This window comes from Peribacillus sp. BM1, assembly GCF_056679975.1.
Genome location: NZ_CM155259.1, coordinates 3,490,467 through 3,516,492 on the forward strand (window position 1 = coordinate 3,490,467; position 26,026 = coordinate 3,516,492).

Here is a 26,026-nt window from a genome sequence, read left to right on the forward strand (position 1 = left end):
GCTTAAGTGCTCATTCAATGTAGTGATAAGTGGTCTATATAGACTTAAAAAATGTCGAAAAAAACCTTCCAATTTATTCACCTCTCAAAAGTTACCATGAGTAACTATTACTAAAGGTAACTATACTCTTACTTTTTTAAATGTCAAGGAAAGATCACAAAATAAGAAAAGCGCTAGAGTCCTTAATTATCGCCGAATAGGACGAAACTAAACCGATACGATATACAAAATTCAAAAAAGCAATATGTTCTTGACTTACAACACGGGCCTATTTTCTAAAATGAAATGCCGCTTGATCTAACCGTTATGTATCAATCTTGAGGTATTGAAAATTAAAAATTGGCTACCAAGCTGATAGCTCGATAGCCAGAATTTTTATTGTAATCCGATTAATTGCGATTCACATTCTCTATCACTAAAGTTTTCCTTTTTCATATCATATTGATTAGTTACTGTGTAATTTTAATTAGGATCTAATTTGTCCTTGGCCATAAATGAAATACTTCGTGGACGTGAGTGCTGGTAGTCCCATTGGCCCTCTAGCATGAAGCTTTTGGGTGCTAATGCCAATTTCAGCACCATAGCCAAATTCGAATCCATCTGTAAAGCGAGTAGATGCATTATGATAAACAGCCGCCGCATCAACATTTGTTAAAAAGAACTTCGCTGCGACCTTATCATTTGTAAGAATTGCTTCTGAGTGCTTTGTTCCATAAGTATTGATATGATGGACAGCTTCTAATACATTGGCAACTGTTTTAACACTTAGTGATAAATCTAAGTATTCTGTAGACCAATCCTCTTCTGTCGCTTCGTTTACTTCAGGAAACTGTGCTAGAACTTTGTTATCGCCGAATAGGTTTATACCAGTTTCATGTAGCAATTCCAACAAATCTTTCCCATGAATCTCCAACCATTTTTCTTGAATAACAAGGCTTTCCACAGCATTACATACCGAAGGACGCTGAGTTTTTGCATTTACAATAATATCTGTTGCCATTGCAAAATCTGCACTTTCATCAAGATAAATATGACAGTTTCCTGCGCCTGTTTCGAGAACGGGAACCGTAGATTCTCTTACAACTGTGTCTATTAGATTTTTACTACCCCTTGGTATTAACACATCTAAATATTCACTTGCATGGAAAAGCTCTTTCGCTGTCTCTCTGCTAGTATCTTCAATTAATTGAACAGCATCAACCGGTAGTTTCGTATTTTTCAATGCCTGATGAACGACCTTTATTATTGCTTGGTTAGAATGCTGTGCTGAAGAACTTCCACGTAAAATGACCGCATTTCCCGTTTTTAAAGAAAGAGTTGCAGCATCAATCGTTACATTCGGTCTAGCTTCATAGATCATCCCGATAACGCCAAGAGGAACTCGCTCTTTTTTGATTAAAAGACCATTCTCTTTTTCTATCGTTTCTAATGTTTCGCCGATTGGGTCAGGAAGCTCGATCAATAATTGAATCGCCTCTGCCATTGCAGTAATGCGCTTTTCATCTAACATAATTCGGTCAAGCACCGCAGTAGTTAAGCCATTTTCACTACCTGCTACCAAATCTTTTTTGTTCTCCATCATTAAATAGGCTTGTTCAGCGATTAACTGTTCAGCAATCTTTTTTAATGCTTCGTTTTTCTCAATTGTTGAAACATTGACCATTTGATAACTTGCAGCTTTGGCTCGAATTCCTTTTTCAGCTATTTCACTCATTATTTTTCCTCCTTAATTTTTACCCACTTATCTCGATGAATCACTTCAATTGCTGGAAAAACAATCTCATCACTTCTTTTGCCCATGACCGATTTTAGTTCGTTTTCCGAATAGAGTACTTCTCCCTTTCCAAGTAGGCCTAATGATCCATATACCTCAACTACATCTCCTTTATCAAAGCTACCAATCATTTTATAAATACCAGCTGGAAGCAAACTGCTACCTTTTTTCACTAACGCTTCTTCGGCGCCTTCATCAACAAATAAGGCACCTGACACATGTGAATGAAGCGATATCCACTGTTTGTTTCTGGCAATGGTCGGGAGGGCATCTTTCCCAATATAGGTGCCGTCACCTTTTCCAGACATAATTTCTTTGAGTTTTTTACTTCCATCGCCAGTTCCGATAAAGACCTTTACCCCTAATGCTAAAGCAGTTTTAGCAGCATAAAGCTTGGACTTCATTCCACCAGTCCCAACCTTCGAGTCAGAATCTCCTCCAAGCTTCATGAGATCATCGGTCACCATTTCTATATAATCAATTCGTTTCGCATCATGCTGTTTATTCGGATTCGCGTCATATAACCCATTTATATCGGTCAAAATGATAAGCTGATCCGCATGTACAAGTCCGCTTACTAAAGCAGATAGCATATCATTATCTCCAAAGGTTAGTTCTTCGATAGAAACCGTGTCATTTTCATTAATAATTGGCAGGATCCCTCGACTAAGCAATTCCGTCAATGTTTCATGTGCATTTCGATACCTATTTTTATTGGAAAAATCCGTTCTTGTTAATAAAATTTGTGCAGGAATGATTCCATATTCACTAAACTGCTCATTATACGACTGAATAAGTACACTTTGACCGACAGCTGCAGCAGCTTGCTTTCCTTTTAAGGTGACGGGACGTGAAGAATAGCCTAATTTCCGAAAACCAGCCGCAACGGCCCCGGAAGATACTAATAGTACCTCATGCCCAGCATCCTTCAACTTGGCAATGGCTGCTACATGATCCGATATTTTTTCCTGATCAATTTGCCCCTTACTATTCGTTAAAGAGCTACTTCCTATTTTCACGACGATCCGTTTCTTTTGCATGAATATTTCCTCCATAAATCATCATTTATGTATAAAAAAACCCTTCTCATCCTCTAAAAAAAGGACGAAAAGGGTAAGTTTCCGTGGTACCACCTTTGTTGAATGCATTATTTTGCATCCCACTTTTCTTGTTAACGCCAAGGATACGCCCGGTTTTCTCCCAGGACTCCAGAAGCAGGTTCAATGGTTCATTGTGACGGGTTCTCAGCAATCCCCCGCTCTCTGACACAATGAATGACATTTACTATTCTTCTATCTTCGTTCAAGTTTTTATTAAGTATGCAAAAAAATTAGAAAATTGTCAATAGGTAATGAGGAAGTAGTATCACATCTTTTATTTAATAAGTTTTTTTCCTACTGTTCGTAGTTGCTCTCCGACAGTGCACTGCGAAATACAAAATTTATGGGCAAACCGTCTGCCTTTTTCTTTTTTAAATTGTTTATGAACAAAGCACCCTTTGCACTGAAGCTCTAAAATTTCTTGTACTTCATTATACCATTCATTCCTGCTCATCTTTTCTACTCCTTCTTTACTTTTTAAAACGATAAATCCTTTCATTTAACCTGAAGTTGACTAAAAATTTCTTCTCCTCGGAGAGCTTGTGAAGCAAGTTGATCTGCTTCAGCGTTCCTTTTCCGGGTTATAGGATCGTAAATCGGCGTGATGCCAAGTTTTTTCAGCTTTTCCTCGATTCGATCCCCCCATGCATTCAATACCTTTTCAAAACAAGGCCATTCTCCTGATAATTGGTTTAGGACAACTTGGGAATCTCCGTGGAATGTAACGATTTGGTGATGTACACCAAGTATCTCTAGCTGATTCATTGCTTCATAAAAAGCAGCATATTCAGCTTCATTATTCGATTCAAGCTCCTTTAATAAACCGTTTAGACGAATTCTAAAGCTTTCCCTGCCTTGTTTATAATAAATAACTACACCGATGCCGGTCATATTTGAATCCTTATGATAGCCACCATCAAAGTAGACCGTTACATCCTGAGGTTCATGCTCGATTTCAGTTAATAATTTTTTCATTTCCTTCTTTGTCCAAGAGGTTCCTCTTTCATCTTTGAACTCTATGTCCTTCAAACGTCCTGTTTTTTCAAGATCGTCTGCAATAATCAACGCTTCTTTTGCAGAAATCCAATCAGAGGTAAACATAGCGGAGGGTTTCTTAGCCTGATGATACTGCCAATGCATGGTGACCTTCAATTCATTACCCCCTAATAAACTTTTTCAAATATTTATACAAAATTCATTCATTAAAGACTATAATAACTGTTGTGTCTTCATACTAAACGATATTATTTTCTCATATTTTACGCAGAAATACATGGATTCATGCTTATTATTGAATGTAAGAAATATCAGATATATTACTTAAGGATTTTACTAAACATTATCAAATTATTCTTTAAGGAAGTGTTTATCATCATGATTGAGGTACATATCGATGGTGCTAGTGCAGGAAATCCTGGACCGAGCGGCGCTGGCATTTTTATAAATAATAATGGAACCGTCGAACGGCATTCCATTCCACTTGGAATTATGGAAAATCATGAAGCGGAGTACTGGGCATTGATTAAGGCTCTGGAAATTTGTCTGAGTCATCAATTTAAGATTGTTTCATTTCGTACAGATTCACAACTTATTAATCAAGCAGTTGAAAAAGGATTTGTGAAAAATAAAAAGTATTCTACATTATTAGATCAGGTCCTCGATTTGTCTAGTAAATTGGACTTGTTTTTTCTAAAATGGATTCCAAGTAGCGAGAATAAGTCCGCCGATGAGCTAGCAAGGAGAGCGGTTCGAATGAATAATAGAGGTACAGAGTCATGAAGAAAGCGACAGTAGCTGATTTAACCTTATTATTTGTCGTTTTCATTTGGGGTTCAACATTCGTTATGGTTCAAAATGCGATCGGTTTCTTAGAGCCACATCTATTTAATGCGATCCGTTTTTTTATCGCGGCTTTTTTACTAATTATTGGTTATCGAATTTTTTATTCCCAAAAAAACGATGTGATTTGGACAAGATCTTTACTTTTTTCTGGAATTAAAATCGGCATCTGGTTATTTTTGGGCTATGCCTTTCAAACAGTTGGTTTATTAACGACAACGCCTGCAAAAGCAGGTTTTATCACCGGCTTAAGTGTAGTACTCGTCCCGCTATTTTCTTTGCTGTTATTGAAGCAAAAATTACGACTGCCAACCATTCTAGGCGTGCTATTCGCGACTTTTGGATTATATTTTTTAACAGCTGCAAAAGGTTCTACGATCGTATTTGGCGATGTGCTCGTGTTTTTCTGTGCCATCAGTTTTGCGATGCAGATCATTATGACCGCAAAATATGCGAAAGCACATCCAGCCTTGCCTTTAACGATTATCCAAGTCTTGTCGGTTGCCATTCTTTCTTTCGTGTCGGCTCTTTTATTCGAAGATTTCTCTGTGCTAATGAACCCAGACGTTATGCTAAAGCCAGATGTTTGGAGCGCTTTACTTGTTACTGCTTTTTTTGCGACAGCTTTTGCGTTCTTTGCCCAAACCTATTTTCAAAGCTATACCTCCCCAACGAGAGTTGCGTTGATTTTTGCAATGGAACCTGTATTTGCGGCACTAACATCTTTTGTTTTAATCGGCGAAAGTCTTACAACCGTATCACTTATTGGCTGTTTATTTATTCTGACAGGCATGATTTGTGCCGAGTTACCTTTTCCGAAAAAATTAGCCGCCCAACTTGAATAGGGCGGCTTAGCTAACAATTCAAGCAGCTTTCATTTCACCATTCTATCTAATTTAACAATCCCTGTTCACGAGCAAATCGTTCAGCTTTAGAACGACTGGCTATCTTATTTCTCTTCATCGTTTCTAGTAAAGAAATATAAAAGCTACCATCGAAGTTTTTTTGTGCTTTTAACGTTAATTCTATGGCTGTATTAACAAGGAAATCGCTCGCTTTTGTATAACGCTGGCCGAAATAAATAAAGCCAATGGCATCTTCTCCAAAAGTGAAGCCTTTTTCTTCTAGAAAACAAACATATTCCTCCACTGTTTTCTCCACAAACATTCACTCCATCCTTTTCCATTCTACATATTACCTTAAATCACCCTATTTGACTATCCATTTTTCGACAAAAGTTTCCATATTATTTTTGAACTTTAAGGAAATAGTAGAGCTAGGAGGTGTTTTCATTGAGCAAAAATCGCAACCGTGGCAATGATGCATTTAGCGGGGTAAATCCTCAAGGATATTCAGGTGGAGGCAAAGGCAACACAAGTCCTAAATCGCAATTAGAACAAAAAGCCAAGAAAGAAAATCATAAATAAAGTGAAGCTTCCATCAGTGGGATTCCTCATTCCACTGATGGTTAGTTGAACCAATCGGACCTTTATGGGCAGTTTGATCCCCCACCTATCTTCATTTTTCATTCTCAAAATCTTGAGGTGGGTATTTGCCCGTTAAGAGTGGGATAATAGTTAAACGAACAATAACATAAAAGGCATAAGCAGTCTCAATCAGCGTGGATTCTCCCCATCAAAATTGGCATATATTAAAGGTTTTTCTGCTAGTAGACCGACTTCCCAAGTGATCCAATTATATCTTTCGTAAAATTTACTGTGGGAAAAACCGCATTCCGGATCATAGGACCTTAGGATGCGGTTTTTTATTAGATGATTCGTTGAATCGTTTTGAATTCATGGTCTTCTGCTAGCTTTCTAACCTTTTCCTGGTCATAGCGATAAACGCTCGTTTCAAGTGGACATGAAATAGGAACATCACATTTAATTTCTGCGAGCTGTCTTGATAAATGAAGCATGTCAACGGCATCTTGGATTTTTGTTTGCTGAGTTTTTGTAAGTGATGCAAGATTATTGAGAATACCTTCAATATTTTCATGTTGAATGAGCAACTTTAACGCGGTCTTCTCTCCTATCCCTTTTACTCCCGGATAATTATCCGCAGTATCACCCATCAGTGCTTTTAAATCAATCATTTGCTTTGGTGTAATACCCTTCCACTCAAAAAAGCTTTCGCCATTATGGACTTCATAGTTTCCATATCCTTTTTTAAGCAGTACAACAGAAATGCGATCATCAATCAATTGCAGCATGTCCTGATCACCTGTCAATATTGATACATGACTTTCATTCATAGCTGTTTTGGCAATGGTTCCCATGCAATCATCTGCTTCATATCCAATAACACCAATGTTAGGAATGTTAAATGCTTCAACAGCTTCCTTTGCCAATTCAAACTGAGGTCTCATCTCAACCGGTGCTTCCGATCGATTTGCCTTATATTCCGGGAATAAATCGTTACGAAAGGTTTTACTTCCCATATCCCAACAAACGGCAACATGACTTGGTGAAAAATGATCAATAGCCATGAGCATATGTTTAAGAAAACCTTGAACTGCATTCGTTGGAACACCTTTTGAATTAATCATAAATTGTCCGGTTACTGCTGTTGCATAAAATGCTCTAAATAAAAGTGCCATTCCATCAACAAGTAAAAAGGATGGCAGCTGTTCTTTTTCTTTTACATCCAAAACAATCACCTCATACACTACTCTACTATTATTTCAGGATAATTACTAGTTTCATACTAATAAAGTCCATTATGCTTAGCAACCTCATTCTCCTCATAAGAAATCCAATCACTAAAGCTTCCCACATATAGCTTAACTTGTTCAAATCCTGCTTCTTTTAGTGCAATATAATTCGGAGCGGCTGTGACACCTGAGCCACAATACACGATCACTGATTGAGTATTGCTTAATTCAGCAAATCTTTCTCGTTGTTTTTCAGTAGATAAAAATGAGCCGTCTTTTATTCCATCCATCCATCGTTTGTTAATCGCACCAGGAATATGTCCTGCCACCTTATCAATTGGCTCTTCCATTCCTAAATAACGTCTTTCTTCCCGAGAATCAAGCAGAGTAGCTTCATTCGGCTTGCGATTCACATATTCTTTCACTTCAGCATATGTAGCAAGAATGGTAGAATCGGTCACAACTTCGAAAGTTTGTTTATTGTGATGAGATACCTCTCCGTCCACTCTTCCCTCTGCTCGTTTCCATGCAGGGTAGCCGCCATTTAGAATTTGAACATGCTTATGCCCTAGGTAGGATAGCATCCAAACAAATCTTGAGGCAAAGGCTCCTTCTCCACCATCATAAGCGACTACTCTTGTGTTATTTCCAATTCCCGCTTCTTCAAGCTTTTGTTTAAATTCAGCAAGATTAGGCAGCGGGTGTCTGCCACCATGGGTACCCACCGATCCTGACATATCTTCTTCAAGATGGAAATACACAGCTCCAGAAATATGTTCTTTGTTATAAAGTTCTCTGCCGTATGAAGGTTCACTAAGCTTAAATCGGCAATCGACAATTCTAATTTCTTCAGCTTTCATTGCTTCCAATAATTCATATGTTCCAATCAGATATGACATTTTTTTGTTTGCTCCTTTAATTAGAGTTGTTTCAAGGGCCCCCGCATTTTTTTCTTTACTTTTGATTTAAACGTTTAACTTCTTCTACAATTTGTTCATAGCGGGGGATATCAATCGTTTCTTCAAGAGCAGCTTGTAAGCCTACAAAAATTTCAGTGAGTTCTGCTTCATTATTTTTTTGCAACAAAATAAATTGTTGCAAAAAATGCTCTTGATAGCTTTCATTTAATTGCTCCCTTTTTGCATTTACATAATCAAGTGCTGGTTTATCCAACTTTTCTTTTAGTGCATCATGCATTTTGACTTTTTCATTTTTCTCAAAGAATGCTTTCGGGCTCTTAAATAAGGCAAGTTCTTTTTTAAATTCATTCGCTGTTAGCCCAATAAACGCACGCTTGAATTCAATAATTGGGCCACTTTGTGATTCATACGGTTTTAGGGCAATGTTCTTCTTTACCTTTTGAATTTGCTCCATCATCGATTTTTGCTTTTCTAAAACGAGCTTATTTACATATAATTCAGCCCTTAAAGCGGTTGCTCGCATTTCTTGAGCAAAGTCAAACCCTAATGCTTCTAATAAACTGATTAACGATTGTTTCAAGACTACTTTCATATCCTGGCCATCATCTTTTAATACAGCTGGATTAAAGGATTCTTTGAAAAAATCAGCAAATCGAAAAAACACTCGCTGTTTGCTATAAAAGATCAGCTCATCGATTTCTTTTTTCAAGCGTTGCTTATCGGTTTCACCGCTCATTTCCTGCACAATTTGTGTCATTTTTTGAAAATCTACTTTTTGCTTGAGCAATGCTTTTCGCTTCGTTTCTTTATCTTGCTTAGATGTGATAATAACATCCATCAATAACTCCTCAGCCCGAATCATGGTAGCTTTTGCTGATTTTAAAGCAAGATCCATTAGGTCGTGCTCGATAAATGCATGAAACTGGGCTTCAAATTTGGCAATACCACTGTCTGGAAGAAAAGGATGGGAAAACGAGCCTTGTTTCTGCTTTTCTCCTAAAGCACCTTTACTGCTTAGCGCAAATAGCTTCGGAAAACGGATACCAAAACCAGCCAACTCCTCTTCTACATACTCTTTGACCTCAATGATCTCATCTTGTGATTCTGCTAAATCAGCGGCATTGACAATGAAGAACATTTTATCCATCGCAAAGGAGTCTTTCACTCGGCCAAGTTGGATGAGAAATTCACGGTCTGCTTTTGAAAATGGATGATTATAGTAGGTTACGAAAAGAACCGCATCAGAGTTCTTAATGTATTCAAATGCGGCACCGGTATGTCGAGCATTAATCGAATCTGCCCCAGGTGTATCGACTAATACCATGCCTTGCCTCGTCCATTCGCAGTCGTAATATAATTCAATTAAATCAACCAGACAGGACTTCATCTCTTCGGCAGCAAACTGACGGAATCCAGCCAAATTAACAGTCAAAGTCATACCAAGCTCGCTTTTGTATTGCGGCAACCCTGCGTGAAAAGCACGTAAAAATGACAATTGTGTTTTACCCGTTTCAGTTTGGCTGTTTTTTTCGATAATGACTTTAGAAAGATGATGCGCTTCATCTAGATTTGCTGCTTTTTCTGCAAAAACAGCGAGCGCTACATTCACATCTTCAAGGAGCATGGCTTCCGTTTTAAGCTTGACGGATGCAGTCCCATGCTTATGGGCTTGATCTACTGCCATAATTTTATTGATTGCCGCTGTTGTCGGGTTTGGTGAAACAGGGAGTACGCTTTCTCCCATCAATGCGTTGGCAAAGGAAGATTTCCCTGCACTGAAAGCACCAAATAAAGCAACAGTAAACGTTTGATTTTCAAGTCGCTTAGATTTTTCCTTTAATTCTTTATATAAAGATTGAAATCCTTTTAAAGGTGAAATCAAATTGGCGACTCCTGACAAACTAACAGCTGTTTGGTGTAGTTTATCTTTCGAACTGATTCGCTTGGTTGCTACTTGCGATTCTACTCGATCTAAAGGAACTTCTTCCTTTTTCTTCTTCTTTTCAACCTTATTCTGCTGTTGAATTTCCTCTTGAACAGTTATTTTTCTTTCTGCTTCATTTTCTTCTTTCAGCCAAGCTGCCAATATTTGTTCTACTTGAGGCTGTCGGTTTCCATTACCTGCAAGTATTTCAGCAATCTGGTCTTTTTCTCCTTGGAGTTCTTTTTCCATCGCATTGACCAAAATTAACGCATATTGGTACGATGAAAACCGCTTCAATTCAACATCTAATTCCTGAGTGCGCCGCTCATTCTTTTCCAGCATTTTTTGAGAAAGTTGATCCATGAATTGTTCACACGATTTTCTTGCTTCTCTTTTAATTGCTTCAGAAAGCTCATTTGTATAATTTAATACATATTCTCCCGTAATTTGCACTTGCCCCTTAAGTAAACTAGTTACTAAGGATTCCGTAATCTCTACGTGTAGGCTCTGTGCAGTTTGTTCCATACGTGCATCATGGACGCCAGACGCAGCCACCGTTTGGACAGCTTGCTCTTTAATATGCCATTCTAACTGTGTTTTAACTTTTTCCTGTATATCTGTTAGAAACACTTGTCTTCGTTCTTGACGTTCTTGTTCTGTTTTTTTCTTTGTGAAAAACAGACCCGTTTTGAAGTCTTTCTGCGTGGAATCTAGGAATTGATTGGCCAATTCGCGGGTTCCTGCAGGCATGAGTATGGCATTTTTTATGATAGATTGTGTCCCTTGAGCAAAATTTTCTTTCACCAGTTCTATATTACGAACTAATTCATGTTTTTCCTGAAGAAGTAGATTCACATTTTCTGTTATCACGGATCTTTCAGTATCAGGAAGGCTATATAATGACTCAAGTTCTTCTGAATGTGCCTCCTCATATTTATCCTTTAACCAACTAAGATGCTGATTGATTACCCTTTTCGTAGAAACAATTAGAGTATGCTCACGATTTGTTTCTTTATTTTGAACTAAAGTGTCAATAAATTGCCGGACGGTTTCAACATCATTATGAGAATTCGTCAAATCACGGATGGATGTGAAAAACATACCATCGGGAATGACACCCCAAGCCGCAAAAGCATCACGAGCGGATTGTTTAAATGTTTCAAAACTTAGTTCCTTTTCATCATGTTTATCAATCATATTGACAATTAGATAGAGAGACTTGCCCGCTTCTGTCAGTTCCCTCGTAAAAAGAAAGTTCACTTCTGATTGAACATGATTATAATCCATCACATAAAAAACGACATCGGCTAAATGAAGGGCGGACTCAGTTGAAATTCGGTGAGCGTCATCTGTTGAATCGATGCCAGGTGTATCCATAATCACACAAGTATCAGGTAGAGGAAAATCCTTCGAGCTAATTGTAATAGAGGATACGGTATCACCATCTTTCGCAAAATTCTTAACAGCAGCGTAATCATATGGAGCAGGAAATATTACAGGTTTCCGGTTACGATAATAGACCTTTGCAAAGCCTTCACCTTTTTGAACTTTCACCGTATTCGCACTTGTCGGGATTGGACTCGATGGAAGCAATTGTTTATTTAATAAGAAATTAATCATACTTGATTTTCCTGCTGAGAAGTGCCCGCAGAACGCTATCATATATTCTTCTTTCTGAGATTTTAGCAATAGCTCTTTTATTTTCTCTGCATTCGTTTGATCTCCCTCTGCAGAAAGTTTTTCGTATAAGGACATTAAATCAGTGAAGTTGTAAGTTAGTGTTGGATCAGTGTAAACCATTCATCTCTTCCCCTTAAATATCGTTGTATAATTACGATTTATCATATGTATTATCAAATGGAAAATTCAATACAAGCTTGTCTCTTAATTGTAAACGATTTCGTTAATTATTCATATGTTTGGAAATGAATTAAAGAAAAGAATAAAAAAACAACCAAGTATGTTACCTGGTTGTCGGTGTCGGGATGTATGTTTGGTTATTTTTCGTTATGTTTTGTTTCATTGCCGGACCTTTTTGTGCTTTCTTAGAGCTTGCAATATGGCTTAACACATATTTCATCACAAAGCTATATGTAACAACTGTTAGTAAAACAAAAAACCAGACCATTTTATACACCATCCTTATATAAGTTAATTTATAGTTGTCTCAATTGATAATCATTTTCATCTTATATAAAGATCTTATCACGAACGATAATCATTTTCAATACGATTTTTTTATTTTTTATTTTTGAGGAACACGGTGGAATAGCTTGTTAAATTCTTCAACGCTCTTTCTTCAATTGGAATTCGAACTGACATAACCCATGCATTTAGACATGTGAACAATGTTGCTGTGATAAAGGCATTATATAGGAATGATATGACTAGGATCTCTGTTGCAACAATGATATAGTTCGGATGCTTCACATATTTATAGGGCCCTTTGGCAATAACCTCTGCATCTGGCAGAACGATAATTTTCGTATTCCAATACGGTCCAAGTGATGCAATGACCCAGACTCTTCCAATCTGTACTAGTAAAAATATACTTAGCCAAAAAGGCCATATTGCCGAGACATTTTTATCAAGAAAGTTGACCTCTGCAATGAATGACGAAAAGAATCCAAGATGCATAAGGACAATCCATGGATAATGGGAGCTACCGAACTCAAGCCCCCCTTTCGCCTTTAAACGATCTTCGTTATATCTCGCCAATACAAGTTCGCTTAGTCGCTGTACCGCGAGCAGAGTAATAAATAGTAGCAATGTCATTCTTCCCACCTCATTAATAGTAATTCTGAACTGAAGCCAGGTCCAAGCGCAGCCGCAAGACCATATTCTCCTTCGTTTATATCTTGTTCCATAAATTTCTCTAGCACATAAAGAATGGTAGCAGAAGACATATTACCATACTCTCTTAACACTTCCATCGAGATCTTCACCATTTCCTCATGAAAACCTAATGATTCACAATACGCATCAATTACTTTCTTACCACCTGGATGGGCAATGAAATGGCGAATATCTTGTTGGTTCATATCGTTTTTCTCGAGAAAAACGTCTACATTCGGACTCAACCAATTGCTAATAATCGTCGGTATATCTTTTGAAAAAATAACATGAAGGCCTTCATTTTTTACGTCCCATCCCATGACATCTAATGAATCTGACATTAAAGTGGACTGTGTAGACAGTATTTTAGGGACTCGTTTTACTTGACTTATTTTTTCACGTGCAACATCATCACCACAAATAAGAGCGCATGCAGCTCCATCTGAAAACAAAGATGAGCCGATTAAGTTACTTTTCGACCGATCATTCCTTTGAAAAGACAGGCTACATAGCTCGACAGATAGAACAAGCACTTTTGCTTCTGGAAATGCCTTGCAATACTCGAAGGCTCGAGACAACCCTGACGCACCTCCTGCACAACCTAAACCCCATAGCGGTATTCTCTTTGTATGAGGGGAGAAAGGGAGAATATTCATAATTCGTGCATCAATGGTTGGCGTCGCTATGCCTGAACTTGTTACGAAAAAAATCGCTTCAATTTCTTGTAATGCTACTTCTTGTTTCAAAAAAGTGTCATTAGATAGACAGCTTTGAATGGCTTTAGTTCCATATGTCACGGCACCCTCAATAAAAGCATTGTTTCGTTCTTCGAATGTGTGATCTTGTTTAAACCAATCAAGATCTTTAATAAAATAACGCGTATCCACTTGTCCATTTTTAAAAGCTCTCAATAATCGATCAATGTCTTTAAAAGAAGAACCAAATATTTCACGTGAAAATTCCATTAATTTTTCTTGAGCAAATAAATAAGGAAGTTGGATATGTGATGTTGATAGAATATATGGCAATATTTCCACCTCCAGGGATAATGATGGTTATCATTCCCAAAAACACGTTCTTTATTCATAGCTATGATTACCATTGCTTGAGCAAAAATCAGTCTGCAAACCAATAAACGACATTATTCCTGTTTTTTTAACAAAATTTTCGTTTTTTTCTAAAATTACCAGTCCTAAATACCCAATAAAGTGGTATGATTAATTATATTGTTTTATGGAGGTAATAGAATGAGTGTTACCACACAGATTTCGGGCGTTTTAAACGGGACCATTCAAGCAATAAAGACGATTATTCCCCTCAATCTCGAAATGAGCAAACCATTATTAATTAATGAACCATTTCTACAAAACGGTATTGGGGTCTTAATAGGTATGACTGGCGATGTCCGTGGAAGGTTACTAATCGAAGGTAATCCAGACGCAATTGGCAGGATTGGTGAAACGATGTTCGGCATGACGTTAGAAGGAGAAATGCTAGAATCCTTTGCCGCAGAGCTTGGGAATATGATTGCTGGAAATTTAGCTACCCAACTTACGGTTGACAATATCGTAATGGATATCTCCCCGCCAACAGTGTTAGTCGGCGAAACTAAACTATATGGATTTGAAAAAGCCGTACATTTGTCCATAACGATTGAGGCTAATCAAGAAATCCACATTCTATTAATGATTGAATCATAATGTCATTTCGTAAATAGAATGAATGATTACAGACGAATATTGATTTCGTCTGTTTTTTTTTACAAAACAGATATGGCGTTAAAACGCCGTCATTTACTATGAAGGACGTATTATGAAGCACGCTACACTCACCTAATCTCAATGGTGGCGGTGCGAAGCCGGATTTTGGATGTTTTCTAAGGTAAAATCAGTAAACCTGATAAATAGATTGGTTATATCTGTAAGTAGCGAAGCCCCGTCCCCATGTCCCTCATACAAAAAAAGCAAGTAACGGTCGAAGTCACTCACTTGTGCAAACTATCATTCATGCATGTCTAAAGCTGATTTTCCGAGTTAAATCTACGAGATTGCTTTTGAACTTCAATAATGATATCTTGAAATTCATTTCTTCCACAATGATCGCAAATTGGTTCTACGGTTAACAATGTTCTGCAGTGTTTGCAATATTTCTTTTCCACATACTCCACTCTCTTTCGTATACTTATTCTTATAAGATATGAATGAGGTGGTTAACTGTTTCCATTTCACTTTATTTTATTGCCAATAAAATAGGCTGTTTCAATGGTAAACCCCATTGAAACAGCCTCTTCTTCATTATTTACCCTGTGGGTCAAGATGCCTTCTGCTCAAAAACCATAGGATTATTAATACTTCGTTTAGAAGGAATCATGTTAAATAAGATATTAAGGAAAATGGCCGATATACTTCCTGCTACGATTCCATTGCTTGTAAGGATCTGCAAGCTTTCCGGTAATTTCAAGAAAACGTCTGGGACGACAGTAACCCCAAGCCCCAAGCCCACGGAGCAAGCAATAACCAATAAATTCTCCTGCCTTGCAAAGTCAACTTGGCTCAGCATTTTTATGCCAGCAGCGATCACCATTCCAAACATAGCAATCATGGCACCGCCAAGTACTGATGTAGGAATTACTGTTGTTAGAGCTCCCATTTTCGGAACTAGCCCGATCACAACTAACATAGCCCCTACAGTATAGATTACATTCTTACTTTTCACACCTGATAATTGAACAAGCCCTACATTTTGGGAGAAAGCTGTATAAGGAAAAGCGTTGAAAAGTCCGCCTAACACAATCGCTAGCCCTTCAGCACGATATCCTTTCGCTAAATCATCTTGACTGATTTTACGATTAGTAATATCACCCAATGCATAATAAACACCGGTTGACTCAACTAAACTGACAATCGCGACTAGTATCATTGTTAAAATAGCTGGTATATTAAAAGTTGGCATCCCGAAATAAAATAAATGTGGCATATGAAAAATTGATGCATCTGCAACTGGTGAAAAATCAACTTTTCCGAAAAACGAAGCAGCTACTGTTCCAACCAGCAAACCGATTAATATAGAAATAGATCGTATGAATCCAGTAAAAAATTTATACAAAATGATAATCAATAGAAGTGTACCAAATCCAAGTAGCACATTTTCTAACGACCCGAAATCTTTAGCTCCTTGTCCCCCACCTAGGTTATTCATCGCTACAGGTATAAGTGTGATTCCAATAATCAAAACGACAGAGCCAGTCACAAGCGGCGGAAAGAAACGAGCAAGTTTTCCGAATGATTTCCCTATTAGCATCACGACAAGCCCCGAAACAAGAATCGATCCATAGATGGACGTGATACCATATTGTCCACCGATTTCGATCATCGGGCCAACTGCGGTAAAGGTACAGCCGAGTACTACAGGCAGGCCGATTCCAAAAAAGCGATTTGTCCAAACTTGTAAAATGGTCGCAATTCCACACATGAAGATATCAATCGATACAAGATAGGTTAATTGTTCTACGCTTAATCCTAATGCGCCACCAACGATCAGAGGTACGATAATCGCACCTGCATACATAGCTAATACATGCTGAATTCCTAGCGACGCCGTTTTAAGCGGATGATTACTCATGGATTGCACCCTCCCGCTCTTCTACAAATGTAATTTCTCCAAGACTAAGTGCTTCGATCTTTGCAAGGGACTCAACACGTACGCCTTGTTTTCGTAATTTTTCACCACCATCTTGAAAGGCTTTTTCAATCACAATTCCGATTCCTACTACAGTCGCATTCACTTTATGACAAATTTCCATTAATCCTAAAGCCGCCTGGCCATTCGCAAGGAAATCGTCAATGATTAACACTCTGTCCCCGTTACCAATAAACTTATTGGATACGGCGATTTCATTTGCCTCTTTTTTTGTAAAAGAATATACATTAGCTGTAATGAGATCATCAGTTAACGTCACCGATTTGCGTTTTCTAGCGAAAATCATTGGAACACCAAACTCAAGAGCAGCCATCACACCAGGACCAATCCCAGATGATTCGATGGTAAGGACAACATCTATCTTTTCATCTTGAAATCTACGTTTAAATTCTTTCCCCATTTCGTGCATTAGAACGGGATCCATTCTATGGTTTAAAAAAGAATCGACTTTCAGTATGCTCTCGGATAATGCTTGTCCTTCTTTTAGGATTTTCGTTTTCAATAGTTGCATGTGTATACTCCCTCAATTCATCATGATCTTTTCACTCATTACCCTTGTTATTTTAGAATATAAAAAAACCCAAGGATCATTATCTGACTCTGAATAGTAGAGTGAGACAATCATCCTTGGGCATTACATGGGCAGGTAAACATACAAATAGTACCGGCCTGCATGATTAGCATCAAGTATATATATGACTCACTCATAGTCAGATCATTTACGGTAATCCGGTAGAAACTTGCAGGCCATATCCCTGCTATTATATGAGTGTAACTGAATATTATTATTGTACTAAAATTATATCAGGTGTAATTCGATTTGAACAGAACTATTTTTCTTCTTTTTGTTAGTGATTGAATACTGCAAAACCTTCACATTTCATCTATAAAATCTCCGAAAGATATTTGCGCACAATCGTTTATCCCGCATTAACGGGCAGTAAAACCCCCACCTCAAGGCTTAAAGGAATCGAGGAAGCGTAGGTGGGGGATAACTGCCCGTAAAAGCCCGATTGGTGAGATACAGTGAAACTCACCGCTGTGTTCTTCTGCGGTTTAGTTGAACCAATCGGGTTCGTAGTGTCGCTTTATCGAAGATTTAGCGACACTAGAACGGGACTAACAATCAATGGGGGATGAAGAAAACCCCCACTGATTGAAGTTTCACTTTATCATTTGAACAATCATCTGTTACCATATTCGTTTTGTACGATTATTCACTTTAATGATGTTGGTAAAACAGCGATGACTTTATCAAGAGTTGATCTTGAAAGACTTTTCTCAGTAAGGATATGGACAGTACCTGAATCTTCGCTTGTACGAATTAATCGGCCCATGCCTTGTCTCAAGCGTAAAAGCATATACGGTAAGTCTACTTGTTCAAAAGGATTAGCACAAACATCGCGTTTCGCCTGAAATACAGGATCATGTGGCGGGAACGGTAGCGAAAAGATAATGACATTCTTTAATGAATCTCCTGGTACATCTAAGCCTTCCCACAAATGGTAAGAGAACAGAACAGAAGTTTCCTCCTCTTGAAATTTCTTTACCAGCTCGCTAATTTCTACATCCCCTTCAAAATAGAAAGAATAAGGAGAGGATACAGCCTGTCTTTTAAACCACTGAAGCTCTTCTTTTGATTGGAAAAGGACTAATGTCCTACCTTCTGTTTCTTTGATACTGTTAAGAGTATAAGTTAGCTTGGCATCAGCGTCATCTGTTGAAAAAACAGGCAACTTAATATCCATCACTTCATCATATTCAAATGGGGAAGAAACTGAAAAATGACTAGAATCTTTAATCCCTAAACTGTCTGCAATATAATCAAATGAACCGTCATTTGATAGGGTTGCTGAAGAGAAAATATAAGGAATTTTCTTCGTGAACACTTCTTCAGACAGAATTTCTTGAACAAGCCTTGGCATGATGACCAATGTTTTACTATTTTCAGTTTGCTCAAACCATGTGATCGCTTGTTCATTTTTGACAAATAATGAAAGGGAATAGTTCAATTGCTCTAAATACTCTTCCGTCACCTTCAAATCATATTCATTAATTGTATAAAGCTCTGCTTCAAATACGAGACTTTCTTCAAGTTCTTCTACTTTCTTATGAAGCTTAACGGCTAATGAATGAATTTCGTTCGATGCTGGTATTTCAGAGCGGTTTGAACCGGTAACAGGGACCGATTGTTCATGTAGGACCGCAAAGAAATTTTCACTCATATCGATTAAATCTTCTATCATATAAAGCGTTTCTTCGCGAACTTCATTCGCAACTAGGGACTCTAGAACGGTAGCTAAAGTCGCTTCACCTATTTTATATGTGAGTGCTTTTTGAGCAGAGTACTCCAATAAATGTCCTTCATCAAATACGACACAGCTGTATTCAGGTAATAACGGTAGCTGTCCTTCACGCTTTCGCTTTTCTTTTGTCCAAATATGCTCCATAAAGAAATCATGGGAACAAATAATTAAATCGCTTGATTTACGATAATGGTCACGTGAAAGCGTCTGACCACAGCGATGTCTCACATCACAGGTAAAACAATTTTGCAGCTGATCCCAGCCTACCTGTGACCATTCTTCATCATTTAGGTATGGGTATTGCTTTCGATCGCCATATGCCGTATATGCAGACATTGACTCATTACCATGTACGAATTTAGGCAGGGAGTCATAAACCTGATCAATTCCTTCTGAATCCACTGTATTAACAGCATGTTCCAACTTTTTAAGACATAGGTATTGATCATGATATTTCGCTAAGCGAACATCAACTGTTAATCCAAGGGATTCTTTAATTTTCTGTATATCCCCTTCTTCTTTCACCAATTGCTCGATGAGTGTTTCATCAGCACAAGAAATGATCGCCGGTTTATTCGTATAGCGCGCATAACAGATTGCATAAAGCAAGTAAGCTAGTGTCTTTCCAGTCCCTACTCCTGCTTCAGCGAACATCACTTGTTTTTCTTTAAAAGCTTTTTCTAATTGAAAAGCCATAAAAATTTGTTCATCTCTTAATTCAAAGCCTTTTTCTGGTAAGATGTCATAAAAAACATCCCCTATCCACTCGGAAAGCTTATCGTAAAATGAATCTTCTTTCGTTATCGGAAAAGGCAGCGACTGGATCATCAATTTCCTCCTAATAAGAAAAGCGCAAGCACCTTGGTCAAGGTGCCATAGCTAGACATTTTATGTTTATATTTAAGAATAATCTTCATCTATTCGTTCCATGTTCATGATGGTTGAAGTTTTCATTTGTGAAATTTCTGTTCATTTATCCCGCTTTAACGGGCAGTAAGACCCCTACTTCAAGGCTTAGAGGAATCGAAGAAGCGTCGGTGGGAGGATGAAGCCCCCACTAATTGAAGTTTCACTTTATATGATTCGTCACGAAAAGGGTGATAAACCTGTCATTACTTTTATCCTAATTTAACGAACCAACGGGGGATTCTACGTACATCATGGTGGTTAAAATTTACTTTATCAGCAAAATTATATTATCCTTTATTTCTCGTTGACCGTCAAGATATTACTAAGGCAGCAGGGTAGGATTTCAGCTAAAAAGATAGTTCGTTCCAGATGAAAACAGGCCCCCAGAAAGGGAGCCTGTTTATATATGTTTAATCTTATTATGCTTTGTTTACGTTAGTAGCTTGGGGTCCACGTTGACCTTGTTCTACTTCGAAAGTAACTTCTTGACCTTCATCAAGAGATTTGAATCCTTCTCCTTGAATAGCTGAGAAATGTACGAATACGTCGTCTCCGCCTTCACGTTCGATAAATCCAAAACCTTTTTCTGCGTTAAACCATTTTACTTTACCTTGTTCCATTGTTGTTGCCTCCTAGTGTGATAGCACACAGTGTATTACTATCCTTGCCCTGATGATAATGAAGATAATGTGTCATACAACAGCTATTTCTTTCATATCGAACAAAAATAATTCTTTATTAGAATAACAGATAGTCCTATTAAAAGCAAGCATAAGCAGAAAATAAGTACTCGTTCACCAGAATCAAATTCCTTTTGATAATCTTAAAAAGCCTTTGTACAATTCTAATCGTTCTTTCATATTCGTAATAGCTTTTGCTACACTTACAGGAAGATCAATATGGAAGCTATATTTATCACAGTTTAACTAACCATTAGCATTGAATAAAAAAAGCCCGCTGATGGAAGCTCCACTTTATTTGTTTTTAGCAACAAAGGTCACAGATTCAGGTTATACTTACTTAAAAAACTTCTAAGTGACCGTTTCTTTCGTTTGTTCAATCGCTGACATAACTGAGCCTACTGTTTGAATCCAACTTCCTGCAATGCCTAGAGTCTCACCTTTATCATCTTTATTTTGAAGTTCCTCTATTCCTCCCAATTCTTGAAGAGAATTCCCTATTCCCTGCAAAATATTCGCAACCACATTTATAGATTCATCTGGGTCATTTAGATTTTCAAACCCATCCCCAATTGCAGTAAATCCTCTAACGCCTGCAACCAGTTTCCCTTAATTATCAATTGTTTTTTTGTTGTATCTTCGAAATCCAAAGGCATTCCACTAACTACTGTTGGATTTCTTATTGCTTGCAATTCATTTCCGATTTTTTCTAGTGTCTGATCTCCCAGTGTGTCCGCCAACAAAGCATCTCCCACTGCCTGTAGTATATTCCCAATTAAACTCAAATCAGTTAGTTGTTCTTTTGATAAGATAGGAGATGGGGTGGGACCTACAGCAGCAATGAATGTTCCAATCACCTGAACCCAACTTCCAATAAGCGCCTTAATCTGGTCATCCACTTAGACCACATCTCTCGCCCATTTATAAATAGTATTCAATCAATATAGAGAACGTCATCACTATTAACAAAAGCTCTTTAGAAAGCTTTAAATTCATTTATGAAGCAAAAAAAAGCCCACAGGCATTAGCCTGCAGACTATTCATAATAAACCTATGCTACACATCCTCAGATCGAAAGTAATGTGGTCAAGACAAATAGCACTCCATTATTTGCTGTACTGCTTATTGTTATCTGATTAACATCAATCTTTACGAGGTGGGCGTTTCCCCCAGTATTGATAATAATCGGTTCGTATAAAGCCATTAAACAACTTGCGTTTTTTCGTTGCTTGTTTTCCGTAGTACGTTTCGAATTCCGGATGAGAAGTAATCATATAGATGGACCATGTATCAAGCTTTTTAAACGCTTGACCCATTCCTCTGTAAATTTCTTCAACCTGTTCTTTTTCACCCAGACGTTCTCCATATGGAGGGTTTCCGACAATCACTCCATATTCCTTGCGCGTTGTTAGATCACTTACTTGCATTTGTTTAAAAGAAATTATATCACCAAAGCCAGCTTCAAAGCTATTAGCCTGGGCTATTTCAATCATACGGTGATCAATATCATATCCTTCTATATCAAGCGGTTGATCGTATTTCGCAAGATCCTCCGCTTCCACTCTTGCTGCATCCCACACTTTTTGATCAAACCAATTCCAGCTTTCTGAAACAAAGTCCCGATTGAAGCCTGGAGCGATATTTTGACCGATTAAAGCCGCTTCGATCGGAATGGTTCCAGAACCACAAAACGGGTCAATAAACGGCTTGTCAGGATACCAATTAGTCAGCATCACGAGCGCCGCAGCAAGTGTTTCCTTCAATGGTGCTTCACCTTGGTCTGTCCGGTATCCTCGTCGATGCAGTCCAGGACCGCTCGTATCCATACTTAGCGTAACGATATCTTTCAGGATTGATACTTCAATTTTAAACAGTGCACCATTTTCCTCAAACCATGTTGTTTTTTTATAATGCTTTTTCATTCGATCAACAATTGCTTTTTTTACAATTGCTTGACAATCTGACACACTAAACAAAGTGGATTTAACAGATTTTCCGCTTACAGGAAATTCTGCATCTTCAGGGAGATAATCTTCCCAGTTCAACGCTTTTGTTTTTTCAAATAATTGATCAAAAGTGGTCGCCTTAAATTCGCCAATTTTAATTTTGATGCGATCTGCACTTCGGAGCCATAAGTTCGATCTTGCAATCGCAGACGCATCACCTTTGTACATAATTTTTCCATTCTCAACTTCACACTCATAACCGAGGGAGCGGACTTCCTTTGCTACAACAGCCTCAAGCCCCATTGCCGAAGTGGCAATAATATCAAATTGTTTCATCTTCACACCAGCTTTCCTATTAACAACTCAAGATCCAACTTTCTGATAAATCTTTCAATCCACCTAGAAGAATTGACCTTGAGATATAATATCTTTGAATTATCGTACATTTTTCTTATTTTACACATTCATCAATCATATTACATTAAGGCTATGTTTATCATAAGAATGTGTTTACAGCAGAGGTATCATCGCGATACATATGTAAATGACAGATGAATCTTTGGTCCCTTCTCAACATGTCAATCGGAAGCGACTTAAAGAGATTAACGACGAATACCCTTTTCCCAAAGTCATCAATAGTTAGTTTAATGCCTACTTGTTTCAATGTCACTAATTTACGAGTAGTTTCTTTCCATTTTGATATCCTTAAGCAATGTTCCCCTATTAGTTCCACCAAACGGAGATCATCCGATTCCTACACTTGTCGTTGTGAAAATATCTTGATTGTAAAAAAAAGAGCCCCTTACCACTTTTATCAATTCACTAGCAAAGTATACAGCATCTCATGGATGTTTGATATTAGAACATACAAAAACGAATTTCATTTCCATGAGTTACAAGTCATTCAGTTTAGATTGTAACAATTAAACATGAATTGAATAACTTTCAAAAAAGAGCAGCCTAGACAAAACAAAACTCTCCTCATTAAATAAGGAGAGTTTTGTTTTGTATGATAACGTCCTGTAAGCCATGTTTTGTACCGTAGTACTGCAAGCGATTATTCATCTCGTACTTAGGTGGTAATCATCTATCTACAGAGACAACAGCCTCTGTCCTTCTCCTCGTTCATTTCCAAGGAAGAAAGCGCCCCTACCATTAATTTGGGTTTCTCGCTCGTGGGGTTTACCGCGTTCCACCCTTTTCATTTCTGAAAAGGCTACGTCACTGTGGCACTTTTATAGGTATTCATGCCATATCCTAAAAAGGACTTAGGCATTTTCCCGGCCGTCAGCAGGATACACCTGCTGCCGTGGCTTATTTTTTCGCCAGGCACGAACACTACAAACATCTCAGTCTGTGCGAGCATGGACTTTCCTCTACAGTTTTAAAAACTGCAGCAATTACCCGAACGTCATTACACAAGAATTTATTATACATGAATCTTTTCTAGATAGCAAGTAGAATTATTACTCTTGTTGGGTAATGATACAAAATGGGGATGTTATATTGTTTTTCCGACCTTACTCAAGCTCCAAATCTTAAAAAACTGACTTTCACAAAATAGAGCCAACAAGCAAAATTAACAGCATTTTAATCAATCATATAGTTTGCTGCCGAATACATGCTTTTCCAAGTTCGATAATCTTTTAAGAATATCGAAGTTCGTTGTTCCCGGCATAGGCCCAGTGTTTGTTTGACTCTGGCGCTTAACTTGCTCTTCAGATTGTTTTCGCAGTTTTAGATTTTCTTGTTTTAAATCTTCAATTTCCTGATAGAATGCTTCATAATCCTTAATGACAACATCTAAGAACTGATCCACATCTTCAGGTTTATATCCGCGCATTGCCGTTTTGAAATCTTTTTCTAAAATCTCTTTTCCAGTCAATTTTATCTTATCAGATAGCATAAGACTCACCTCTACACTTTCTTCATACATCGACTTTTCATTTATTTTTTCAAAAAAAACTTAATTTGTCAATGAAACTTTATAAAGTGAAACTTCAATCAGTGGGGCACTTCCCGTTAATGTGGGATAAAAAAGCTACAGGCATTAATCAGACCACTGCTCTTCCGTAGCTACTTGTTCGAGATCATCAAATGTGATGGGGAAGATCGAATAATCATAGTCTAGCCTATACTTCTTCGCTTCAGCCATTGCAAACTTAGGGGATCCCTCTTTTTCTTCATCATAAATTATCATCATACCATCACTTTTGCGAACCATAAAGACATTTTTCATTTTTAATTGACTTGGACCTTCATATGGGCTTTTATAAATGGATTCGACCAGATCAGCTTTCGCTAAAATTGATTGATAAAATTCACGGTTTTCTTCGTTCCATGACTCTTCTTGGTTTAAGTATGGCGTAATCACCGCAAGCTTTACAGCATATTCCTGCTGACATTCAAAAACGACCTCTGCTGCCCAAAGCTCTGTTCCAAGCTGCCCAGAAATAATGACCCATTCCAATCCTTCTTCAATGAATGATGTTAATCGCTGCTTTAGTACTTTCTTTATATATTTTATACCTGGATGATCTTTTTTGAAAATACCATATTCATAGGCCTTATAGCCTGTTATGTATAGAACTTTCATTTTATTCTCCCCATTATTGATACTATTATTTAGTATACCATCTTTCTTGTTCTCAGCACTCATCTTCCTTATTATATTAAAAAGAAACAAGGGCAAGTATAGGCCCTTGTTCTTATTTGTTAAAAACCGAATGGTCTTGGTCTTGGTCCACAACATGGATTACATGGCGGCATCGGTGGCGGTCCACTACAAATTGATTGCTGATTATAGCATTCATTGACTACTGAATTGGTATGAGGAAAATAATGTTGATGCTGAAATACATGTTTGTTAACCGTTGTATTATGAGACGGGTGGATATGAGGTACAATCGTCTTCATTACATTGGTATTAACCGTGTTTGTTGTTGGTGATATTTGAGCTGGCGCAACATTTGTCGGCATTGTTGGACCTCCTCCATATCCAGGAGCTGGATAACCCGGTCCCATCTGTTGACCTCCAACATAAGGATAAGGTGCTGGTGCTGGGCCAACTCCAGCACCCATAACTGCGGGAGAGTATGCTGGACCTGTATGTGCGCCCATTACATTGTGACCACATCCGTGTTTTGCACCTACCACTGTTTTATGATAGTTGATTTGCTTATTAGAATATTCCATCGTTTTTTATGTCCCCTTTCATCAAAGTATCGCTTTCAATTACAGACTATGATAAAAAGGGGGTTCATGTACTAGTCAAAAACCTAATTTATAATAAAAAGGTATAGAACGTATCTCCAAAAGTAGAAAATAAAAATGCAGTTAAACATAAGACAACGAAAAACAAAAATAAAATTGCTTTGTACATTACCCGTACGACCTCATTTATTATATTTTAGGACTTATCATCCGCATTCAATATTACAT

23 protein-coding genes, 1 other RNA gene, 1 pseudogene, 1 riboswitch and 1 other annotated feature are annotated in these 26,026 nt (G+C 37.7%); of the genes and pseudogenes, 4 read left to right on the forward strand and 21 right to left on the reverse strand.

Annotated features, from left to right (window positions below):
* Positions 1-466: 466 nt before the first annotated feature.
* The 4 genes from AC1MGI_RS16790 to AC1MGI_RS16805 all read right to left on the reverse strand — a co-directional run bounded on the left by AC1MGI_RS16790 (position 467) and on the right by AC1MGI_RS16805 (position 4,026).
* Positions 467-1,714 (reverse strand): glutamate-5-semialdehyde dehydrogenase, encoded by a 1,248-nt coding sequence (locus AC1MGI_RS16790; RefSeq protein WP_480346395.1) that lies wholly within the window; start codon positions 1,712-1,714, stop codon positions 467-469.
* A complete protein-coding gene (gene proB / locus AC1MGI_RS16795; RefSeq protein WP_480346397.1) occupies positions 1,714-2,814 on the reverse strand; it encodes a glutamate 5-kinase in 1,101 nt (366 codons plus the stop codon). The genes AC1MGI_RS16790 and proB overlap by 1 nt, the downstream gene beginning before the upstream one ends.
* A gap of 57 nt (positions 2,815-2,871) precedes the next feature.
* Positions 2,872-3,082 (reverse strand) — a binding site (T-box leader).
* A gap of 66 nt (positions 3,083-3,148) precedes the next feature.
* Complete coding sequence (locus tag AC1MGI_RS16800) at positions 3,149-3,328, reverse strand: zinc-finger domain-containing protein (protein ID WP_480346399.1); 180 nt, start codon at positions 3,326-3,328, stop codon at positions 3,149-3,151.
* A 41-nt stretch (positions 3,329-3,369) separates the two neighbouring features.
* Entirely contained in the window at positions 3,370-4,026 is a 657-nt protein-coding gene (locus tag AC1MGI_RS16805) for a ribonuclease H family protein (protein WP_480346401.1), read from the reverse strand.
* A 222-nt stretch (positions 4,027-4,248) separates the two neighbouring features.
* Between AC1MGI_RS16805 and AC1MGI_RS16810 the strand changes: the two genes are divergently transcribed.
* Both AC1MGI_RS16810 and AC1MGI_RS16815 read left to right on the forward strand, forming a co-directional pair.
* Positions 4,249-4,653, forward strand: a complete 405-nt coding sequence (locus tag AC1MGI_RS16810; RefSeq protein ID WP_480346402.1) for a reverse transcriptase-like protein — start codon at positions 4,249-4,251, stop codon at positions 4,651-4,653.
* A complete protein-coding gene (locus tag AC1MGI_RS16815) occupies positions 4,650-5,558 on the forward strand; it encodes a DMT family transporter (protein ID WP_480346404.1) in 909 nt (302 codons plus the stop codon). Before AC1MGI_RS16810 ends, AC1MGI_RS16815 begins: the two co-directional genes overlap by 4 nt.
* Positions 5,559-5,604: 46 nt before the next feature.
* On the opposite strand, the gene AC1MGI_RS16820 is transcribed toward AC1MGI_RS16815, so the two are convergent.
* Complete coding sequence (locus AC1MGI_RS16820) at positions 5,605-5,880, reverse strand: DUF6123 family protein (RefSeq protein ID WP_480346406.1); 276 nt, start codon at positions 5,878-5,880, stop codon at positions 5,605-5,607.
* A gap of 125 nt (positions 5,881-6,005) precedes the next feature.
* Between AC1MGI_RS16820 and AC1MGI_RS16825 the strand changes: the two genes are divergently transcribed.
* Positions 6,006-6,140, forward strand: a complete 135-nt coding sequence (locus AC1MGI_RS16825) for a small, acid-soluble spore protein L (protein WP_400627949.1) — start codon at positions 6,006-6,008, stop codon at positions 6,138-6,140.
* A gap of 341 nt (positions 6,141-6,481) precedes the next feature.
* On the opposite strand, the gene AC1MGI_RS16830 is transcribed toward AC1MGI_RS16825, so the two are convergent.
* The 6 genes from AC1MGI_RS16830 to AC1MGI_RS16855 all read right to left on the reverse strand — a co-directional run bounded on the left by AC1MGI_RS16830 (position 6,482) and on the right by AC1MGI_RS16855 (position 14,073).
* The gene (locus tag AC1MGI_RS16830) at positions 6,482-7,312 is read right to left on the reverse strand and encodes a 5'-3' exonuclease (RefSeq protein WP_480349838.1); all 831 of its coding nucleotides are present in this window, start codon (positions 7,310-7,312) and stop codon (positions 6,482-6,484) included.
* Between the two features lie 107 nt (positions 7,313-7,419).
* Positions 7,420-8,265: a sulfurtransferase gene (locus AC1MGI_RS16835; protein WP_480346407.1), complete on the reverse strand. Its 846-nt coding sequence runs from the start codon at positions 8,263-8,265 to the stop codon at positions 7,420-7,422.
* 55 nt (positions 8,266-8,320) lie between these two features.
* Positions 8,321-12,010: a dynamin family protein gene (locus AC1MGI_RS16840; RefSeq protein ID WP_480346409.1), complete on the reverse strand. Its 3,690-nt coding sequence runs from the start codon at positions 12,008-12,010 to the stop codon at positions 8,321-8,323.
* Positions 12,011-12,173: 163 nt separating this feature from the next.
* Positions 12,174-12,338 carry a hypothetical protein gene (locus AC1MGI_RS16845; RefSeq protein WP_480346410.1) on the reverse strand — a complete coding sequence of 55 codons (165 nt, stop codon included), beginning with the start codon at positions 12,336-12,338 and terminating at the stop codon, positions 12,174-12,176.
* Between the two features lie 110 nt (positions 12,339-12,448).
* On the reverse strand, positions 12,449-12,985 hold the full coding sequence (locus AC1MGI_RS16850; protein WP_480346411.1) for an isoprenylcysteine carboxyl methyltransferase family protein: 537 nt from the start codon (positions 12,983-12,985) through the stop codon (positions 12,449-12,451).
* The gene (locus tag AC1MGI_RS16855; RefSeq protein WP_480346413.1) at positions 12,982-14,073 is read right to left on the reverse strand and encodes a type III polyketide synthase; all 1,092 of its coding nucleotides are present in this window, start codon (positions 14,071-14,073) and stop codon (positions 12,982-12,984) included. Before AC1MGI_RS16855 ends, AC1MGI_RS16850 begins: the two co-directional genes overlap by 4 nt.
* A gap of 219 nt (positions 14,074-14,292) precedes the next feature.
* Between AC1MGI_RS16855 and AC1MGI_RS16860 the strand changes: the two genes are divergently transcribed.
* Positions 14,293-14,745, forward strand: a complete 453-nt coding sequence (locus AC1MGI_RS16860; protein WP_480346415.1) for a chemotaxis protein CheX — start codon at positions 14,293-14,295, stop codon at positions 14,743-14,745.
* A 610-nt stretch (positions 14,746-15,355) separates the two neighbouring features.
* Here AC1MGI_RS16860 and AC1MGI_RS16865 read toward each other — a convergent pair.
* The 10 genes and pseudogenes from AC1MGI_RS16865 to AC1MGI_RS16910 all read right to left on the reverse strand — a co-directional run bounded on the left by AC1MGI_RS16865 (position 15,356) and on the right by AC1MGI_RS16910 (position 25,780).
* The gene (locus AC1MGI_RS16865; RefSeq protein WP_480346417.1) at positions 15,356-16,666 is read right to left on the reverse strand and encodes a nucleobase:cation symporter-2 family protein; all 1,311 of its coding nucleotides are present in this window, start codon (positions 16,664-16,666) and stop codon (positions 15,356-15,358) included.
* On the reverse strand, positions 16,659-17,255 hold the full coding sequence (locus AC1MGI_RS16870; RefSeq protein WP_480346419.1) for a xanthine phosphoribosyltransferase: 597 nt from the start codon (positions 17,253-17,255) through the stop codon (positions 16,659-16,661). Before AC1MGI_RS16870 ends, AC1MGI_RS16865 begins: the two co-directional genes overlap by 8 nt.
* Positions 17,256-17,431: 176 nt before the next feature.
* A riboswitch (purine riboswitch) is annotated at positions 17,432-17,533 on the reverse strand.
* 428 nt (positions 17,534-17,961) lie between these two features.
* Complete coding sequence (locus AC1MGI_RS16875; protein WP_480346420.1) at positions 17,962-19,878, reverse strand: ATP-dependent DNA helicase; 1,917 nt, start codon at positions 19,876-19,878, stop codon at positions 17,962-17,964.
* Positions 19,879-20,378: 500 nt separating this feature from the next.
* Positions 20,379-20,579 carry a cold-shock protein gene (locus AC1MGI_RS16880; protein WP_028391509.1) on the reverse strand — a complete coding sequence of 67 codons (201 nt, stop codon included), beginning with the start codon at positions 20,577-20,579 and terminating at the stop codon, positions 20,379-20,381.
* Between the two features lie 411 nt (positions 20,580-20,990).
* Positions 20,991-21,538, reverse strand: a pseudogene (locus tag AC1MGI_RS16885) (DUF6944 family repetitive protein).
* A gap of 243 nt (positions 21,539-21,781) precedes the next feature.
* Positions 21,782-22,921: a THUMP domain-containing class I SAM-dependent RNA methyltransferase gene (locus tag AC1MGI_RS16890; RefSeq protein ID WP_062178735.1), complete on the reverse strand. Its 1,140-nt coding sequence runs from the start codon at positions 22,919-22,921 to the stop codon at positions 21,782-21,784.
* Positions 22,922-23,603: 682 nt separating this feature from the next.
* Positions 23,604-23,997, reverse strand: an RNA gene (gene rnpB, locus AC1MGI_RS16895) — RNase P RNA component class B.
* A gap of 182 nt (positions 23,998-24,179) precedes the next feature.
* On the reverse strand, positions 24,180-24,491 hold the full coding sequence (gene gpsB / locus AC1MGI_RS16900; RefSeq protein ID WP_062178733.1) for a cell division regulator GpsB: 312 nt from the start codon (positions 24,489-24,491) through the stop codon (positions 24,180-24,182).
* A 144-nt stretch (positions 24,492-24,635) separates the two neighbouring features.
* Positions 24,636-25,181, reverse strand: coding sequence for an SLOG family protein (locus AC1MGI_RS16905; RefSeq protein ID WP_480346422.1), 546 nt, complete (start codon positions 25,179-25,181; stop codon positions 24,636-24,638).
* Between the two features lie 119 nt (positions 25,182-25,300).
* Positions 25,301-25,780, reverse strand: a complete 480-nt coding sequence (locus AC1MGI_RS16910; RefSeq protein WP_480346424.1) for a CotD family spore coat protein — start codon at positions 25,778-25,780, stop codon at positions 25,301-25,303.
* Positions 25,781-26,026: the final 246 nt, after the last annotated feature.